This window comes from Escherichia sp. E13S3 (genome assembly GCF_004212325.1).
Taxonomy (GTDB): domain Bacteria; phylum Pseudomonadota; class Gammaproteobacteria; order Enterobacterales; family Enterobacteriaceae; genus Escherichia.
In genome coordinates, this window is the sequence record NZ_RHJR01000004.1 from 423,917 (window position 1) to 444,103 (window position 20,187).

10 protein-coding genes are annotated in these 20,187 nt (G+C 52.4%); 3 read left to right on the plus strand and 7 right to left on the minus strand.

The annotated features are described in order from the left end of the window. Positions 1–180: 180 nt before the first annotated feature. A complete protein-coding gene (maeB, locus tag D9597_RS07350) occupies positions 181–2,460 on the minus strand; it encodes an NADP-dependent oxaloacetate-decarboxylating malate dehydrogenase (protein WP_130216808.1) in 2,280 nt (759 codons plus the stop codon). Positions 2,461–2,747: 287 nt separating this feature from the next. Between maeB and tal the strand changes: the two genes are divergently transcribed. Continuing rightward, positions 2,748–3,698 carry a transaldolase gene (tal, locus tag D9597_RS07355; protein ID WP_130222004.1) on the plus strand — a complete coding sequence of 317 codons (951 nt, stop codon included), beginning with the start codon at positions 2,748–2,750 and terminating at the stop codon, positions 3,696–3,698. Positions 3,699–3,718: 20 nt separating this feature from the next. After that, positions 3,719–5,722, plus strand: a complete 2,004-nt coding sequence (gene tkt, locus D9597_RS07360; RefSeq protein WP_130222005.1) for a transketolase — start codon at positions 3,719–3,721, stop codon at positions 5,720–5,722. 62 nt (positions 5,723–5,784) lie between these two features. Here tkt and D9597_RS07365 read toward each other — a convergent pair whose 3' ends face one another. From D9597_RS07365 to aegA, 3 genes are all read right to left on the minus strand, one after another. Beyond that, positions 5,785–6,828: a DUF1176 domain-containing protein gene (locus D9597_RS07365; RefSeq protein WP_130222006.1), complete on the minus strand. Its 1,044-nt coding sequence runs from the start codon at positions 6,826–6,828 to the stop codon at positions 5,785–5,787. A 125-nt stretch (positions 6,829–6,953) separates the two neighbouring features. Continuing rightward, positions 6,954–7,529, minus strand: coding sequence for a GDP-mannose pyrophosphatase NudK (gene nudK / locus D9597_RS07370; RefSeq protein ID WP_130222007.1), 576 nt, complete (start codon positions 7,527–7,529; stop codon positions 6,954–6,956). A gap of 67 nt (positions 7,530–7,596) precedes the next feature. Further along, positions 7,597–9,576 carry a formate-dependent uric acid utilization protein AegA gene (gene aegA / locus D9597_RS07375; protein ID WP_130222008.1) on the minus strand — a complete coding sequence of 660 codons (1,980 nt, stop codon included), beginning with the start codon at positions 9,574–9,576 and terminating at the stop codon, positions 7,597–7,599. Between the two features lie 205 nt (positions 9,577–9,781). Here aegA and narQ point away from each other — a divergent pair, with 205 nt between their 5' ends. Continuing rightward, positions 9,782–11,482 carry a nitrate/nitrite two-component system sensor histidine kinase NarQ gene (gene narQ / locus D9597_RS07380; RefSeq protein WP_130216796.1) on the plus strand — a complete coding sequence of 567 codons (1,701 nt, stop codon included), beginning with the start codon at positions 9,782–9,784 and terminating at the stop codon, positions 11,480–11,482. Positions 11,483–11,590: 108 nt separating this feature from the next. On the opposite strand, the gene D9597_RS07385 is transcribed toward narQ, so the two are convergent. Genes D9597_RS07385 through D9597_RS07395 form a run of 3 tightly spaced genes read right to left on the minus strand, consistent with a single transcriptional unit; the run spans position 11,591 to position 20,038 of the window. Further along, positions 11,591–18,727: an autotransporter outer membrane beta-barrel domain-containing protein gene (locus D9597_RS07385; RefSeq protein ID WP_276320002.1), complete on the minus strand. Its 7,137-nt coding sequence runs from the start codon at positions 18,725–18,727 to the stop codon at positions 11,591–11,593. 18 nt (positions 18,728–18,745) lie between these two features. Continuing rightward, the gene (locus D9597_RS07390) at positions 18,746–18,841 is read right to left on the minus strand and encodes an ESPR domain-containing protein (RefSeq protein WP_130222010.1); all 96 of its coding nucleotides are present in this window, start codon (positions 18,839–18,841) and stop codon (positions 18,746–18,748) included. A 3-nt stretch (positions 18,842–18,844) separates the two neighbouring features. Beyond that, on the minus strand, positions 18,845–20,038 hold the full coding sequence (locus D9597_RS07395; protein WP_276319952.1) for an autotransporter strand-loop-strand O-heptosyltransferase: 1,194 nt from the start codon (positions 20,036–20,038) through the stop codon (positions 18,845–18,847). Positions 20,039–20,187: the final 149 nt, after the last annotated feature.

Below are 20,187 nucleotides of genomic sequence, written 5' to 3' on the forward strand. Positions count from 1 at the left end.
GAGAGATATTTACCGTGATAGATAAACTTTCATATGCAGAGCATGAATAAATATAAAGATATTACTTTATTTTTATGTCGGGTAATTTATTTGCTATTAGTAAAAGCAGTAAGACGTATTGATAATATAAAAATCGCTTACCCCGAATTACTCAGGGTAAGCGTGATAGTTAAGGAAGAATTACAGCGGTTGGGTTTGCGCTTCAACCACAGCGAGCGCCACCATGTTGACGATACGACGTACTGACGCGATCGGCGTTAACACGTGAACCGGTTTCGCTACGCCCATCAGTACCGGGCCGACGGTGACACCTTCCGAGCTGGAAACGCGCAGTAAGTTGTAACTAATACGAGCAGCTTCCATGTTCGGCATCACCAGAATATTAGCGGAACCTTTCAGGGTACTGTCCGGCATACGGTCGTTGCGAATCGCTTCTACCAGCGCCGCATCACCGTGCATTTCACCATCAATCATCAGCTCAGGCGCACGTTCCCTGACCAGCTCCAGCGCTTTACGCATTTTGCTCGACGACGGGCAGTCAGAAGAACCGAAGTTAGAGTGCGACAGTAAGGCAACGCGCGGCTCAATACCGAAACGACGGACAGTTTCTGCCGCCATCAGCGTGATCTCCGCCAGCTCTTCTGCGTCTGGGTCATCATTAACATAGGTATCAGCAATAAAGGTGTTACCACTCGGCAGCAACAGCGCGTTCATTGCGCCTGCGGTGTGAACGCCATCGCGATAACCAAAGACATTTTTCACTACGCTAAAGTGTTCGTGATAATCGCCCACCGTTCCGCAGATCATCGCATCGGCTTCACCACGCTGAACCATGATCGCACCGATCACCGTCGGGTTGCTGATCAGCGCACGTTGTGCCTGTTCCTGAGTGACACCACGACGCTTCATGATCTGGAAGTATTCGCTCCAGTACTCTTTAAAGCGTGGATCGGATTCGTTATTGACGATCTCAAAATCAACGCCCGCTTTGATCTGCAAGCCCAGTTTCTGAATACGCATTTCGATCACGTTCGGACGGCCAATAAGGATCGGTTTTGCCAGTCCCAGGGTTACCAGTTCCTGCGTCGCATGCAGAACGCGCGCCTCTTCCCCTTCCGGCAGAACAACGCGCTTCGGCGCTTTGCGAGCCTGGGAGAATATCGGCTTCATAAACAGGTTGGTTTTGTAAACGAACTCGGTCAGCTTGTCGATGTAGACGTCAAAATCGGCAATCGGACGCGTCGCCACGCCGGACTCCATTGCCGCTTTGGCGACCGCAGGGGCGATCTTAACGATCAAGCGCGGATCAAACGGTTTTGGAATGATGTATTCGGGGCCAAAGCTCAGATCCTGATCGCCATACGCAGAAGCCACCACTTCGCTCTGTTCAGCATGGGCCAGTTCCGCAATCGCGCGGACTGCCGCCAGTTTCATCTCTTCATTGATAGCCGTTGCGCCAACATCCAGCGCGCCTCGGAAGATGAACGGGAAGCAAAGCACGTTGTTGACCTGGTTTGGATAGTCGGAACGACCGGTACAGATGATGGCATCCGGACGCACTTCTTTCGCCAGCGGCGGCAGAATTTCCGGTTCCGGGTTCGCCAACGCCAGGATCATCGGCGCGCGGGCCATTTTCTTCACCATTTCCTGAGTCAGCACTTTCGGGCCGGAACAACCAAGGAAAATATCCGCGCCTTCAATCACATCGTCGAGGGTACGTTTGCCGTCATCCACCACCGCGTAAGCCGCTTTGGTTTCCGCCATGTTCGGCTCACGACCCTGATAAATAACGCCTTTTGAGTCGCATACCACGATGTTATGTTTTTGCAGACCCAGCGCCACCAGCAGGTTCATACAGGCAATTGCCGCTGCGCCCGCACCAGAAACTACCATCCGTACGTCAGAGATATTTTTCTCTACTACGCGTAAGCCGTTGAGAATGGCGGCGGTGCTGATGATTGCCGTCCCGTGTTGGTCGTCATGGAATACCGGAATGTTCATCCGCTGGCGCAGTTTCTGTTCAATATAGAAACATTCTGGCGCTTTAATATCTTCGAGGTTGATACCGCCGAAGGTCGGTTCAAGTGCGGCGACCACTTCGATAAATTTGTCCGGGTCGAGTTCATCAACTTCGATGTCAAACACATCTATCCCGGCGAATTTCTTAAACAGAACGCCCTTACCTTCCATCACCGGTTTGCCTGCCAGCGCGCCAATGTTGCCTAACCCCAGCACCGCCGTACCGTTAGAGATAACTGCCACCAGGTTACCGCGCGCGGTATATTTGTAGGCGTTTAACGGATCTTTTTCGATTTCAAGACAAGGCGCGGCGACACCCGGTGAATAGGCCAGCGCCAGATCGCGCTGCGTTGCCAGAGGTTTGGTCGGAGAAACCTGGATTTTTCCTGGTACAGGAAATTCATGGAAATCAAGTGCACTTTGTTTTAACTGCTCATCCATTTGGTTGTTCCTTTCACGTAACGTTCACAAAAATAGGTGTGGGCAACTGCCTCAGCCCACAACGTGGCGCACATTATTACCTTGCCGGAGCGTCGAGACTCTGAGCAAGCCCAAACTCTCCCCCATCAAATAATGTTTTGGTAATAATCCCATAACACTGATGTTACCTGCTTCATCCAGCAATACCATGCCTGTCTGCTATGCTTTTTTGATGCGTTTAGCGAAATTTCTCAGAAGTGTGAATTAACGCACTCATCTAACACTTTACTTTTCAAGGAGTATTTCCTATGAACGAGTTAGACGGCATCAAACAGTTCACCACTGTCGTGGCAGACAGCGGTGATATTGAATCCATTCGCCATTATCATCCCCAGGATGCCACCACCAATCCTTCGCTGTTACTCAAGGCTGCCGGTTTATCACAATATGAACATTTAATAGACGATGCTATTGCCTGGGGTAAAAAAAATGGCAAGACCCAGGAACAACAAGTCGTCGCGGCCTGCGACAAACTGGCAGTCAATTTCGGTACAGAAATTCTCAAAATCGTACCCGGTCGCGTGTCGACAGAAGTTGACGCACGCCTCTCTTTTGACAAAGAAAAAAGTATCGAAAAAGCGCGCCATCTCGTGGAGTTGTACCAACAACAGGGCATTGAGAGATCTCGCATTCTGATCAAGCTGGCCTCCACCTGGGAAGGAATTCGCGCAGCAGAAAAACTGGAAAAAGAAGGCATTAACTGCAACCTGACGCTGCTGTTTTCCTTTGCTCAGGCACGGGCCTGTGCAGAAGCGGGCGTTTTTCTGATTTCGCCGTTTGTAGGTCGTATTTATGACTGGTATCAGGCGCGCAAACCGATGGATCCGTATGTGGTAGAGGAAGATCCGGGTGTCAAATCTGTGCGCAACATCTACGACTACTATAAGCAGCATCACTACGAAACCATTGTGATGGGTGCCAGCTTCCGTCGTACCGAACAAATCCTCGCGTTAACCGGATGTGACCGTCTGACCATCGCGCCGAATTTGCTGAAAGAGTTGCAGGAAAAGGTTTCGCCAGTGGTTCGCAAACTGATCCCGGCATCGCAATCCTTCCCTCGCCCCTCCCCGATGAGCGAAGCGGAATTTCGTTGGGAGCACAATCAGGATCCGATGGCGGTAGAAAAACTGTCTGAAGGCATCCGCCTGTTCGCCGTTGATCAACGCAAACTGGAAGATCTTCTTGCCGCCAAATTCTAAAACCAGCCACGGAGTGTTTTATGTCCCGAAAAGACCTTGCCAATGCGATTCGCGCGCTCAGTATGGATGCGGTGCAAAAAGCCAATTCTGGTCATCCCGGCGCGCCGATGGGCATGGCCGATATTGCCGAAGTGCTGTGGAACGACTTTCTTAAACATAACCCCACCGATCCGACCTGGTATGACCGCGACCGCTTTATTCTTTCCAACGGTCACGCCTCGATGTTGCTCTACAGTTTGCTACATCTGACTGGTTATGACCTGCCGCTGGAAGAGCTGAAGAACTTCCGTCAGTTGCATTCGAAAACCCCAGGTCACCCGGAGATTGGCTATACGCCAGGTGTTGAAACCACCACCGGTCCACTTGGACAAGGTTTGGCGAACGCGGTTGGACTGGCGATAGCGGAGCGCACGCTGGCAGCGCAGTTTAACCAGCCGGATCATGAGATTGTCGATCACTTCACCTACGTGTTTATGGGCGACGGCTGTCTGATGGAAGGCATCTCTCATGAAGTCTGTTCGCTGGCAGGAACGCTGGGACTCGGCAAGCTGATCGGCTTTTACGATCACAACGGTATTTCGATTGATGGTGAAACCGAAGGCTGGTTTACCGACGATACGGCAAAACGGTTTGAAGCCTACCACTGGCATGTTGTCCACGAGATCGACGGCCACGATCCGCAGGCGGTTAAGGAAGCGATCCTTGAAGCGCAAAGCGTGAAAGATAAACCATCGCTGATTATCTGCCGCACGGTGATTGGCTTTGGTTCGCCTAATAAAGCGGGTAAGGAAGAGGCGCATGGCGCTCCGCTGGGCGAAGAAGAAGTAGCGCTGGCACGACAAAAACTGGGCTGGCATCATCCACCCTTTGAGATCCCCAAAGAGATTTATCACGCCTGGGATGCCCGCGAAAAAGGTGAAAAAGCCCAGCAGAGCTGGAATGAGAAGTTTGCCGCTTATAAAAAGGCCCATCCACAACTGGCTGAAGAGTTTACTCGCCGAATGAGCGGTGGTCTGCCGAAGGACTGGGAGAAAACGACTCAGAAATATATCAATGAGTTGCAGGCGAATCCGGCGAAAATCGCTACCCGTAAAGCGTCGCAAAATACGCTTAACGCCTACGGGCCGATGCTGCCGGAGCTGCTCGGTGGTTCGGCGGATCTGGCCCCAAGTAACCTCACCATCTGGAAAGGGTCTGTGTCGCTGAAGGAAGATCCGGCGGGCAACTATATTCACTACGGGGTGCGTGAATTTGGCATGACCGCTATCGCCAACGGCATCGCGCACCACGGTGGCTTTGTGCCGTATACCGCAACGTTTCTGATGTTTGTTGAATACGCCCGTAATGCCGCGCGGATGGCTGCACTGATGAAAGCGCGGCAGATTATGGTTTACACCCACGACTCGATTGGCCTGGGCGAAGATGGTCCGACGCACCAAGCGGTGGAGCAGCTGGCCAGTCTGCGCTTAACGCCGAATTTCAGCACCTGGCGACCGTGCGATCAGGTGGAAGCAGCGGTGGGCTGGAAGCTGGCGGTTGAGCGCCACAACGGGCCGACGGCGCTGATCCTCTCAAGGCAGAATCTGGCGCAGGTGGAACGTACGCCGGATCAGGTAAAAGAGATTGCTCGTGGTGGTTATGTGTTGAAAGACAGCGGCGGCAAGCCGGATATCATTTTGATTGCCACAGGGTCAGAGATGGAAATTACCCTGCAAGCGGCAGAGAAACTGGCGGGCGAAGGGCGTAATGTTCGCGTGGTTTCCCTGCCCTCGACCGATATTTTCGACGCCCAGGATGAGGAATATCGCGAGTCGGTGTTGCCTTCTAACGTTGCGGCCCGCGTGGCGGTAGAAGCGGGTATAGCCGATTACTGGTACAAATATGTTGGTTTGAAAGGGGCGATTGTCGGGATGACGGGTTACGGGGAGTCTGCTCCGGCGGATAAGCTGTTCCCGTTCTTTGGCTTTACCGCCGAGAATATTGTGGCAAAAGCCCATAAGGTGCTGGGAGTGAAAGGTGCCTGATGCTGATTGCCGGATGCGACGCTGACGCGTCTTATCCGGCCTACATGTCCACGCCATGATGTTTAACGGGTGATCCACAACGTGGGCCAGGCGTCTGGCCCATGCCAGTTATCGCAGGTCGGTTCTGCGGCGTAACGCACCAGGCGAAAACGCTGGCCGTCAAAACGCCAGCGCGCCTGAATGCCACAATCGCTTAATCCGCGACCTTTCGCTAAGGTCACCAGTTCACGCGTTTTTTCATCAAATGTCGCGTTCATCAGTTCCAGTTCATTCGTCTCCTGACCGTTGTTGAACGGCAAACGTAACCGTACCGGACGCGAGGCCAGTGGCTTTTTACGCGATACAATCCATGCCAAATCAATGGTGTTATAAGCACCTGCCTCACAGCTAATCATCATCAGCGCTTTATCATCGGTCAGTGCTGTAACGCTCACCTCACGCCGCAATGGATCAAGCGAGCAGCGCAGACCATTCATCCGCCAGTTACCGTAATCCAGCAAATCGTTACGTTCTTCGAGTGAGAGTGGCGTCGGCGTTGGGTTAACCACCGCGACCTCTTTCAACGCAGGCGCGGGCGGTACGCTGAGAGGCGGCTCGTCCCCTTTCTTTATCCACGCGGTTTCACTGCCAACGCGCTTTTGCTGGGCATCAATAAACAACAACACCGCTTTTAAGCCATTCAAAGAAATGGTCTGATCGCCATCGCGTAAGGTGATTGCCTTCCCTTCCTGAATCATCTGCAAAAACGCGGTGATGGTTGCCGTATCATCGGTTACTAATAACCATGGTGAAATCCGCCATTTGTCACCACTTAACGCCAACGGCTCACCATCTAACAGCAGCCGTGGCGCTATTTCCCCTTCCGACACATCCGGTGATTTCAACCCGCCGCGCTCAATACGTAAAACGGCGTCGGTATGCGCCCCGGCGCTGCGGCTCAGGGTCATCACCAGTCCATTATGATCGCCAGTATTGCGCGCCACGCAGAAGTTTTGGTTATTACAGGTGACCTGCCAGTCGGAAAACGCCCGTTGCGCTGGTGCCGCCCACGCCAAAGACGTCGGCAACAAAGCGAAAAAAAAGAGAAGGAAAATGCGATAGCGCATGGACGGTACGACCCCAGAAGTTCAAACAAACAGCACAAGTCGTATCTTCGTTGCGCAGGTAGCGCGGCTCAATCGGATTTATCGGATTGAGCCAATAATAAACTACGAAATATTATTGTTATTTTTCAGTCCATTAAATGTGACGTTTGCAAATAGTTAAGCAATAACACCGTCTTACCGTCTCGTATCTCACCGCTTTTGATCATCTCCAGCGCCTGGCTGAACGGCAGCTCAAGCACTTCAATATCTTCATCTTCGACACCGCCACCGGCGTTAGCGCGCTGATTGTCACTGTATTCGGCGATAAAAAAGTGGATTAGCTCAGTCACACCGCCTGGCGACATATACAGTTCAAATAATTTGCGCACTTCGCCCACTTCATAACCCGTCTCTTCTATCGCCTCTTTGCGAATGCACACTTCCGGTTCGTCGTTATCCAGCAGCCCGGCGCAGGTTTCAATCAGCTGCCCGCTTTCATTGCCATTAACCCAGGTAGCGACGCGGAACTGACGAATCAGAACCACGGTCTTTTTCTTCGCGTTGTACAGGAGGATCGTCGCACCATTACCGCGATCGTACACTTCACGTTTATGGCGGATAACTTCGCCATCTTTGCGGGTAAGATCGTAGGTAATGTTGTGCAGGGTGAAATAGTTATCGGAGAGAATTTTGTCTTTAACGAGGGTGATTTGTTGCGTCATACCGACTCCACAGCGCGAAATGAACAATTATCTTACGCTGTGAAGTCGGGTTTGTCTGCGCAGGCTATCAGTGAGATTTGACTGATTTTACGCCCAGCCAGTCAATGATCCCCTGTGCCGCATGACGTCCTTCTGCCATTGCGGTAACCACCAGATCCGCACCACGCACGGCATCGCCACCGGCGAAGATTTTCGGGTTGGTGGTCTGGTAACGGTACTGGCTTTCAACGTCCGCCACGATGCGGCCCCACTTATCCACCGTTACACCGTGCGACTCCAGCCACGGCATCCCGTGCGGGTTGAAGCCAAATGCCATGATCACCGCGTCGGCTGGCATCACAAATTCACTGCCCTCAATCGGTACAGGTCGCCGACGCCCTTGTGCATCCGCTTCGCCAAGACGCGTGCGCAGGAAACGAATCCCGCAGACATGACCTTGTTCATTCAGCTCAATCGCCACTGGCTGAACATTAAACTCAAAGTTCGCCCCCTCTTCGCGGGCGTTCTTCACCTCTTTTTTCGAACCTGGCATGTTGGCTTCATCACGACGGTAGGCACAGGTGACGTTGCTCGCGCCGTGGCGCAGCGCAGTACGTACACAATCCATCGCGGTATCCCCACCGCCCAGTACTACCACATTCATCCCTGCGGTATTAATAAATGGCTCTTCCGGTAGCTCTTCAAGTCCCATCACCTGTTTAGTGTTGGCGATGAGGAACGGCAGCGCATCATAAACGCCCGGCGCATCTTCATTGGGTAAACCCGCTTTCATGGAACGGTAAGTGCCTACGCCAACAAAGACCGCGTCGTATTGTTCCAAAAGCGAATCCAAAGAGACATCTTTACCCACTTCACAATTGAGTTCGAAGTGAATCCCCATCGCGCTGAAGATTTCCCGACGGCGTGCCAGCAGGGATTTATCCAGTTTGAAAGAAGGAATGCCGAAAGTGAGCAAGCCACCGATTTCTGGATGGCGATCGTACACCGTCACCGCCACGCCATTGCGGGTCAGAACATCCGCACAGGCCAGTCCTGCCGGACCCGCACCGATAATCGCCACCCGCTTGTCCACTTTGGTGACATGACTTAAGTCAGGACGCCAACCTTTCGCCAGCGCCTGATCTGAAATATAGCGTTCAATGTTGCCGATAGTTACTGCACCGTGCTCATCGCGAATAGTACAGGCACCTTCACACAAACGGTCTTGCGGGCAAACACGCCCGGTAATTTCCGGCAGGGTGTTGGTCTGGTGAGAAAGCTCGACGGCAGCATCAATGTTTCCAGATTTCACCAGTTCAATCCATTGTGGAATGTGGTTATGCAACGGGCAGGTCCATTCACAGACGCTATGCTCGCCGCACTTCAGGCAGCGCGAGGCTTCCCGTTGAGCCTGGTCGGCACGAAACGGCAGATAAATTTCATCAAAACCAGTTTTGCGCGCTTCAATCGCCAGTTTATCCGGCTCGCCACGCGCGGGCGTTGCCTGCATTTGCTCGACTTTACTCATTACCGGCATTTCTTGTGCCGCGGTACTGGCATGCCACGGTTGATGTTCCTGGCGCGCGGTGCGCAGGCGGCGGGATTTCGCCATGCCGGAGAGTGCAGCGTCAGTGACCAGTTGCAGCGCGTCCGCCGGGCAATTCTCTACACAGGCAGGACCGTTTTCTCGCCCTGCACACAGGTCGCATTTATGCGCAGTGGCTTTTACTTTTCCTGCCGCGACAGGTGTCAGGACGATTTGCATCGTACCAAATGGACAGGCCACCACGCAGGATTTACAGCCAATACACTTTTGCTGATTGACCTGAATGCTGTCATCAACGTGGCTGATCGCGCCATTAGGGCAGCTACGGGCGCAGGGCGCATCTTCACAATGGTGACAGGTCACTGCGCTACGTTGCTGCTGATGTTTAATAACCGTAATTCGGGGGTGAAAATGGTGCTGACTCAACACGTGTTGCTCATCATTGTGAGCCATCACACAGGCCACTTCACAAGCATGGCACCCCAGGCATTGCTGACTGTTGGCCATAATAAAACGATTCATAACGACCTTCTTTTTTGGTTGTAAAAACCTTATTCTTTATATGAGTGTTGTTATTACCCGACTTAGACGGGGATCGGCAATGTTCATGTGCCCAGAACAAGTAACTATTTCGCTATAAACTGTGGCAGATCAAATAATCTCATCGCTTATCAAATTGCGTTTCAGCGAGCTGTAACATTCATTATTTTATGTGGAGAAGACGCGTGTGATTGTCAAACGCCCCGTCTCGGCCAGTCTGGCCCGGGCCTTTTTTTACATTGTGCTGCTGTCGATTCTTTCCACGGGTATCGCTCTGCTAACTCTGGCGAGCAGTTTGCGCGACGCTGAGGCTATCAATATTGCCGGATCGCTGCGTATGCAGAGTTATCGTCTGGGTTACGATCTGCAAAGCGGAAGTCCACAGCTTAACGCACACCGCCAACTGTTCCAGCAGGCACTGCATTCACCGGTATTAACCAATCTCAACGTCTGGTATGTGCCAGAGGCAGTAAAAGCCCGCTATGCGCATCTGAATGCCAACTGGCTGGAGATGAATAATCGGCTCATCAAGGGTGATTTGCCGTGGTATCAGGCCAATATTAATAATTATGTTAATCAGATAGACCTGTTCGTGCTGGCTCTACAGCACTACGCCGAACGAAAAATGCTGCTGGTGGTGGCGATTTCGCTGGCTGGCGGTATTGGCATTTTCACGCTGGTCTTTTTTACTCTGCGCCGCATACGCCATCAGGTGGTAGCCCCGCTGAATCAACTGGTTACCGCCAGTCAGCGTATTGAACACGGGCAGTTCGACTCGCCGCCGCTGGATACCAGCCTACCCAATGAACTGGGCCTGCTTGCAAAAACCTTTAACCAGATGTCGAGCGAGCTGCATAAGTTGTACCGCTCGCTGGAAGCGTCAGTAGAAGAAAAAACTCGCGATCTCCACGAGGCCAAGCGTCGCCTGGAGGTGTTGTATCAGTGTTCGCAGGCACTGAACACCAGCCAGATTGATGTGCATTGTTTCCGCCATATTTTGCAGATTGTTCGCGACAATGAGGCTGCTGAATATCTGGAGCTGAACGTTGGGGATAACTGGCGGATTAGCGAAGGGAAGCCAAACCCTGAGCTGCCAATGCAGATTTTACCGGTCACCATGCAAGAGACGGTTTACGGCGAGTTGCACTGGCAAAATAGCCACGTGTCATCATCAGAACCACTACTTAACAGCGTTTCGTCGATGCTGGGACGCGGTTTGTACTTTAATCAGGCGCAGAAGCATTTTCAGCAGTTACTGTTGATGGAAGAACGTGCGACCATCGCCCGCGAACTACACGACTCGCTGGCCCAGGTGCTTTCTTACTTACGTATCCAGTTGACGTTACTGAAGCGTTCGATACCCGAAGATAACGCCACTGCACAAAGTATCATGGCCGATTTCTCCCAGGCGCTGAATGATGCTTATCGGCAGTTACGCGAGCTGTTAACCACTTTCCGACTGACGCTACAGCAGGCGGATCTCCCCTCTGCGCTGCGTGAAATGCTGGATACATTACAAAACCAAACCAGCGCCAAACTGACGCTCGACTGCCGTCTGCCAACCCTGGCGCTGGATGCGCAGATGCAGGTGCATTTGTTGCAAATTATTCGCGAAGCGGTGCTGAACGCCATGAAGCACGCCAACGCCAGCGAAATTGCCGTTAGCTGCGTCACCGCGCCGGATGGCAATCACACAGTTTATATTCGCGACAACGGTATTGGCATCGGTGAACCGGAGGAACCCGAAGGCCATTATGGTCTGAATATCATGCGTGAGCGCGCGGAAAGATTGGGTGGGACGCTGACTTTTTCGCAACCTTCCGGCGGTGGCACGTTAGTAAGCATTAGCTTTCGCTCTGCGGAAGGTGAGGAAAGTCAGCTTATTTGACATCCATGCTCGAAATAAGCCGACTTTAAATAAGGCTCTACGACTCACATAAGCCTGATACATTTACTTACCCGGCGGCGAAACAACTCCGGGTAAGCCCTCTGTATTTTACCAACTGTAACGCAGGTTCAGACTGCCATTAAGATCGTTGTAGTTATGGCTTCCCGTCTCACCAACGACCTGGCCAGTAATACTCCACTGGCTGTCCAGGTTCGCCTGAATCCCTACTTTCGCCTGCGCTCGATTAGACGGGATATCCTGTTTCACCTCCGCGCCATCGAACGAAACTGAAACATCGCCGCTAGTGTACAACCAGTTCACTTCGGCAAACGGCTGGATAATGGATGTTGCGTTCCTGTGCAATTTGCCATCCACACGCAACCCCAGACGGGTGTTCCAGTTATCACTATCCTGATCGTCAATACGAGTGCCGTTGTTGTCGATGACGCTGTCGGCATCATAACGTTGCCAGACGACCTGTGCCTGTGGCGTAATACTGATAATATTTTGATTTTCCAGCGCAATATCATAACGGTAGCCACCTTCCAGCGATACCGCTTGTGCTGTGGAGTCATATCCTTCTGTACCCACATCGCCATTCTGTACACTGTTGTTGTAGAAGCCATACTGATACCAGCTATCGACATAAGCTCCTTGATGGTTTTGCGCATCAGCAAACCAGGTCGCATATACTCCGAGATTGTAACCATCGACATTCCCTGTTGCACTGAACTGGCTGCCATCTGCACCACGGTTACCTTCGCTGTCCGTATCAGCATTGATGTAACTGGCCATCAGCCCTACTTTCAGACTCTGCTCACCGTTACCCCACGCCAGAATGTCCCCGCCCAACTGGAATTGTGAATAGTTGTTGTCAATATCAACATGACCATCTGCCGCCTGTGACTGCGCATTCCCCGCTTTGAAACGCATCCAGACACTACCGTCCTCGTTGCGGTACTGGCTACCTTCGCGATCATACAACGTCTGCATTTGCAGGTTACGCACCATCCACTGGTTACCCACGTAAACACCAATATCAGGACGATACTGCGGCGTTACCGGGGTATCATCATCGGGGACTGGCGGAACATCACCGCCATCATCTGGTTGCGGAGGAACGGTGGATTGCGAACGTAAATACCAGTCGCCACCGTCTTCATAGAGACGATATTCGTACAATCCAATCTGTACCTGATTTCCCTGCTCAAATGTTCCATCTGACTGACCGCCAACGTCGATCACTTCGATACCATTTTTCGTCTGTGCTCCTTTACCATTGACGTTAGCAACATAGACCGTCGTGTTACCAGAAGTATCACCGGAGATGACCAGTTTATCGGTTGGTGAACTGTCGTCGCCCAGTTGCGTATTGAGGTACAGATTACCGTTGTCGCCAGTGTAGTTACCGTTGATGGTCAGCGTGTTGTCCGTTTCGCCTTCATGGCTCATGGCGATATTGCCACCGTTGTAGACATCGCCGTTCACGACGCCGCTGCCGCCGAAGGTGGCACCAGAGTCAACATTTACAGCCCCCTGACCAGACGCATCCGGTGCGCCAATTACTCCGGTATCCGTCAGCCACAATGTTCCTTCGCTAACGCGAGTTTCACCGCTGTAGGTATTGGCATTGGCGATAGTAATGGTGTTGGCATCCTGTTTCACCACTTTACCTGCGCTCGCGTCTACGAGATTGTCGCCGTCATACATGGCGTAATCGCTAATCACGTTACCGCTGTTCAGAGTCCAGTCTTCAGTGCCGCCCAGATACAAGGTGCCGCCATCAACAACATTGCCTGTGCCCAACGCCGGGGCGTTCATCACAGTGAGGCTGCTGTCCTTACCGATGGTCCAGGTGCCGCTAAAATCATCGTTGTCGCCGCTGACGGTAAGCGCACTCTTCGCCCAAATGCTGCCACTGCCGCTGAGATTATTACTCAGTTCACCAGCTGGTGCATCCATGTACAACGTCCCGTCAACCACAATGTTTCCGGTGCCGAGAGCCGCATTCCAGCTATACACGTCGGCATACTGCTCGATATCAATTGTCGCACTCAGCCCGCTGAGATCGCTTTCCTCGTCAATATCCAGCGAACCATAGATATCCAGCAAACCACTACCGGTAACTGTCCCTGATATTGCCGAAGTTTGATGAATGTCGCGTCCGAGAACCAGTTCACCGCCATCAAGGTTCAGGGTGCTGCCAACATCGCTGCGCAGATAATCGGAACTCTGACTCATACCATTCAGGTCAAAGGTCGCACCTGACGCCAGCACCAGACCGCCGTCTGTCCCCAGCGCATTATCCGCTCCGGCAATCAGCGTCCCGCCGTTAACATAGGTATCGCCACTATAAGTGTTGGAGGCGTTGAGGATCAGGGTACCTTCACCTGCTTTGGTCAGTGTTTTACCATCCCAACCAGTGGAGCTGTTGGCATCCACATCCGTCAGCGCAGTATTCAGCGTGAAGCTGCCATCCGGGTTGCTCAGGGTAAACGTGCCGTGCGCATCGGTAGCGGCGTTATCCACATCCGCATACCAGGAGAGTGAAGTCGTCAGTTCGTACTGTGTGTCATCCGCAGGGTTAATGCGGCTGTCAACCGTCAGGAAGTCGGTTTCTTTGGCATCGATTCCGGCGACGGTCAGCTCTTCAAAATCACCGCTGATGGCGCTGTCGGCATCAATCAGGGTGAAGGTGTAAGGATCGTGAGTCAGTGGATCTTTAATATTGCCAATGCCGGTGATATTCAGCGTGCCGTCCAGCGAGGCACTGTCAGCGGTGATTATCGGGCTGGTCGCATCCGGCGCCAGGCTGATGTTCAGCGTACTGTCATCCTGTTGAACAAAGGCGTCAACTGCCAGCGTCGAGCCCGCCACCAGCGAGGTGGTACCAGCACTGTATGTCGTAAAGTTCGCCAGCGCGTACTGCCCGACTGCGTTCAGATTCAGCGTGGCATGATTATCCACGTCGCCCACGCCCAGAGCCGCGACATTGTCAGCATTCAGCGTGCCGTCTTCAACCACTGTACCGCCGCTGTAGGTATTGGCATTGGCGATAGTAATGGTGTTGGCATCCTGTTTCACCACTTTACCCGCCTGCATCTCTATGAGTTGCTCACCGTCATAGCTGTAGTAATCGCTAATCACGTTACCGCTGTTCAGAGTCCAGTCTTCAGTGCCGCCCAGATACAGGGTGCCGCCATCAACAACATTGCCTGTACCCAACGCAGGGGCGTTCATCACGGTGAGGCTGCTGTCCTTACCGATGGTCCAGGTGCCGCTAAAATCATCGTTGTCGCCGCTGACGGTAAGCGCACTCTTCGCCCAAATGCTACCGCTGCCGCTGAGATTATTACTCAGTTCACCAGCTGGTGCATCCATGTACAACGTCCCGTCAACCACAATTTTTCCGGTGCCGAGAGCCGCATTCCAGCTATACACGTCGGCATACTGCTCGATATCAATTGTCGCACTCAGCCCGCTGAGATCGCTTTCCTCGTCAATATCCAGCGAACCATAGATATCCAGCAAACCACTACCGGTAACTGTCCCTGATATTTCCGAAGTTTGATGAATGTCGCGTCCGAGAACCAGTTCACCGCCATCAAGGTTCAGGGTGCTGCCAACATCGCTGCGCAGATAATCGGAACTCTGACTCATACCATTCAGGTCAAATGTCGCGCCTGACGCCAGCACCAGACCGCCATCTGTCCCCAGCGCATTATCGGCTCCGGCAACCAGCGTCCCGCCGTTTACGTAGGTGTCACCACTATAAGTGTTGGAGACGTTGAGGATCAGCGTACCGTCGCCTGCTTTGGTCAGTGTTTTACCATCCCAACCAGTGGAGCTGTTGGCATCCACATCCGTCAGCGCGGTATTCAGCGTGAAGCTACCATCCGGGTTGCTCAGGGTAAACGTGCCGTGCGCATCGGTAGCGGCGTTATCCACATCCGCATACCAGGAGAGTGAGGTCGTCAGTTCGTACTGTGTGTCATCCGCAGGGTTAATGCGGCTGTCAACCGTCAGGAAGTCGGTTTCTTTGGCATCGATTCCGGCGACGGTCAGCTCTTCAAAATCACCGCTGATGGCGCTGTCGGCATCAATCAGAGTGAAGGTGTAGGGATCGTGAGTCAGTGGATCTTTAATATTGCCAATGCCGGTGATATTCAGCGTGCCGTCCAGCGAGGCACTGTCAGCGATGACCAGCGGGCTGGTCGCATCCGGCGCCAGGCTGATGTTCAGCGTACTGTCATCCTGTTGAACAAAGGCGTCAACTGCCAGCGTCGAGCCCGCCACCAGCGAGGTGGTACCAGCGCTGTATGTTGTAAAGTTCGCCAGCACGTACTGCCCGACTGAGTTCAGATTCAGCGTGGCATGATTATCCACATCGCCAGTGCCCAGAGCCGCGACATGATCAGCATTCAGCGTTCCCTTCTCAATCAGCGTACCGCCACTGTAGCTGTTAGCATTTGTAATAGTGATGGTGTTGGCATCCTGTTTCACCACTTTACCTGCGCTCGCGTCTACAAGGTTGTCGCCATCATACATGGCGTAGTCGCTAATCACGTTACCGCTGTTCAGCGCCCAGTTATCCGTACCGCCCAGATACAGGGCGCCGCCATCAACAACATTGCCTGTACCCAACGCCGGGGCGTTCATCACGGTGAGGCTGCTGTCCTTACGGATGGTCCAGGTGCCGCTAAAATCATCGTTGTCGCCGCTGACAGTGAGCGCACTCTCTGCCCAAATGCTGCCGCTGCCGCTGAGATTATTACTCAGTTCACCAGCTGGTGCGTTCATTTGTAACGTCCCGTCAACCACTATGTTCCCAGTGCCGAGAGCCGCATTCCAGCTATACACGTCGGCATACTGCTCGATATCAATTGTCGCACTCAGCCCGCTGAGATCGCTTTCCTCGTCAATATCCAGCGAGCCATAGATATCCAGCAAACCACTACCGGTAACTGTCCCTGATATTTCCGAAGTTTGATGAATGTTGCGTCCGAGAACCAGTTCACCACCATCAAGTTTCAGGGTGCTGCCAGCATCGCTGCGCAGATAATTGGAACTCTGACTCATACCATTCAGTTCAAAGGTCGCACCTGACGCCAGCACCAGACCGCCGTCTGTCCCCAGCGCGTTATCCGTTCCGGCAATCAGCGTCCCGCCGTTAACATAGGTATCGCCACTATAAGTGTTGGAGGCGTTGAGGATCAGGGTACCTTCACCTGCTTTGGTCAGTGTTTTACCGTCCCAGCCGGTGGTACTGTTGGGGACAACATCAGCCAGCGCAGTGTTCAGCTCAAAACGGTCCCCTGGACCACTGAGAGTAAAGGTGCCGTGGGCATCGGTGGAAAGATGACTGATATCCGCGTACCAGGTCAGCGTACTGGTCAGTACATACTGAGAATCATCAGTGGCGCTGATCTTTCCGCCGATCGTCATAAAATCGACCATCCCCGCATCCATCCCACCAATAGTAATAATGTCAAAATTACCGGTGATACTGTTGTCGGCATCAATCAGGGTGAAGGTATAGGGATCGTGTGACAGAGGAGCGGAGATATTGCCAATACCGGTGATATTCAGCGAACCGTCAATATTTACCGTGTCGGCGGTGATAACAGGGCTGGTGACTCCATTCCCCAGCGTGATATTCAGCGTGCTGCCATCCTGCTGGTTGAGAGAGGTTGCATCAAGCATGGTTCCGGCAGCCAGCGAGGTGACGCCACCGTTGTGTGTGGTGACATCTCCCGCCACATACGTACCGAAGGCGTTGAGGTTAAGCGTGGCGGAGTTATCAATATCACCCGAACCCAACGCTTTCAGGTCATTGGCATTGAGTGTACCGCCACTAATGACTGTGCCACCGCTGTACGTCCCTCCACGGGTCATCGTCAGCGAACCATCTCCGGTTTTCACCAGCGAACCGCTGCCCTGCAATGACCAATTCTGTGTTCCCTGCTCGCCATCCATCGTCAGGATCCCCTGATTGACCACCGCGCTATTTTGGCCCTTCAGCGTACCACCTTCGTTGATGAGTGTGTTCCCTGCCAGGACACCGCCACTGCTGACGCTAAGTGTACCCTTACGGTTTACCGTAGTGTTAGTGGCAGTCCCGCTATTATTAACGCTAAGAGAAGCACTATTTTCCAGTAACACATTACTGGCTGTGTGGCTGGCAGCGTCAATACTAAAAGCACCATTGACGTTAGTTCCCTTCACAGTGGCATCAGTACTGGTAATAAGTCCGGCCCCCACGGCCTGATTGACCTCTGTTGCGGTGCCTCCATCCAGAACAAGTAACATCCCTTTATTGGTCACCTTCGTGGCGGATCCACCTGAACTAACACGCAACTGACCACCGCTGTTATTCAGGGATTCAATTGCAATGCCACCGGCCAAAACCTGTTGATCACTGCCGTTGTTGATTGTGGTATTAATGGCGGTGCCGCCAGAGGAAACAAATTGTCTGGCATTATTTAGCGTGGTGTCTGTCGCGATACTATTTTCATAAATAAACTGAGAGCTATCCACACCATTTAACGTAGTGCCAGTTGCAGTCCCGCCATCAAAGAGATACTGATCACCACCATTTACCGTAGTATCTGCCACAGTTCCGGAAGTATACACATTCTGTTGACCGCCTTTGCTGATTGTCGTGCTTGTGGCGCTCCCCCCCGCGGCGAGATGTTGAGTTCCGCCGCTGTTTACCGTGGTATCCGTAGCAAATCCGCCTGAGGAAACGAACTGCTCACCTTTGTTGTTTATTGTCGTCCCTGTGGCGGTACCGCCGGAGTAGATTTCCTGATTACCGCCATTTATCGTGGTATCTGAGGCGATACCATTCTGTGAAATCCGCTGAAAACCATATTCGTTTATGATGGTATTCGTTGCGCTACCACCCCCCGAAACGTACTGATAACCGAAGTCTTCTATCGTGGTACTCGTCGCGATACCACCTGAGAGGATAGTCTGGTGACCGCGGTCTGCCGTGGAACTGATGGCGATACCGCCTGAAGAAACATACTGCCAGCCCCCCGAATTTATCAAAGTCCCCGATGTCGTGCCACCAGAGTAAACTTTCTGAATTCCTTTAGTGTTCACCACCGTGGTGATTGCCACACCGCCGTTGTTGATATTTTGGGTGCCTTGTTCCACAACCTCACTGGTAACTGTTGCATCCGTCACTTCCGCCGTAAAGGCCGCCTGAGCGTTGATCGGGCTTAATGCCAACAGCACCATTGCCGCCACTGACCGTACCTAGGTTTTCATCTGGCTATCGCCACGTGAAAATTCAGAGGCGACAACATACATATTTCGTGCCGCACTCCAGACAATGTTATAGGTTTTATTCATGAATTAGTCCTTTAGGCTAAGGGCGGCGCGTTCGTCGCTCAGGGTTTGATGGAGCCGATGGATAATGCGGTTAACTTGCTGGCCGGTAATAAGTCGAGAACATTCGTATTGCCGGTCGGTACCCTTATGACGCGGGCACCATAAAAAATCTTCGTGGTCAAAATCGATGCTTACGTCATCCCAGCAGCCGTGGCAGCCGTGTGAGTTGAATACCCGCCACGGGGTATAGAACTCGCTTTGCGGATCGGTAAAACCACTAATCAACACCACCGGGATGTGACAACTCCATGCCAGCCAACTCAGGCCACTGCTCAGACCGACAAAAAAGTCCGCGTGACGCAGGAGATCTACCCGCTGTTGTAACGGCAGCGCACCGGTAAAATCCTCTGCACCGTGGGGAATGTGGTTCCAGACAAAACCAGAGCCGTAATGTGCTTCCTTATCAATACACAGCACTCGATAACCCAACGTTTTCAGCTCAGCCACCACCTCCGACCAGCCATGACCGTTGTTCCAGTATTTCGCCTGGCAAGAGGACTGGGTGGCGATACAAACGTAGGGTTCATCAATGACACGCGGTGCATCGAGCTTCAGCCGAGGTGGTTCTTCTTGCGGCGGAACGCCGAGGATATAGCCTGCAATGCGGGTAAAACCGACCTGACGAAAATCCAGCGGCTGATGAGTGTCGTTAGCTTCGAAGTACAACCCGATGCGGTAGCTGGCGTAGGGATTATGAGTTTTAATGGTTTCGCGCGTGGAGAACTGTATTTCAGGGTACTGTTCGTGGAGCAGTTCGATAATTTCTGCTCCCATCACACACTCCAGTTGACACTGATGCTGCTGGCGAAAACGTTCGGCATATGGAAACCAGCCAAGGAGATCGCCTAACGTTCCGGTGGGGAAATGAATAATGACCGATTTGTCTCGCAGATCCTGCTCGACATCCAGTACCGGCGTGGATTCATCCTCCTTAAAGACCTGAATACGAAAATCAACGAAGTACTTTTTACCGCTCAATACCCAGCCTTCATTGGACTGGCAGGTAAATAAAACATTACCGGAAGCGTCGTCGATTAAATTAACCAACCAGTTACCCGGAGGGAGTTTGACGCGCGCGCCATCATTGAAATCGTAGCGAATGCCGTGTAGGGATTTTTGAGTGGGGACATAAGGTGCATTAGCAAAAGATTGCAGCAACGCTTTAGTACCTACAAAGGTATCATCATTACTCACTGTAAAATTCCTTTTTAATTAAAGTTCAATAAAACGCCTTATTTTTAGGAAGAAAACAAACTCACCCATTATGATTTTTCATAACAGATAATTTTTATCTCAACACTCAGGTG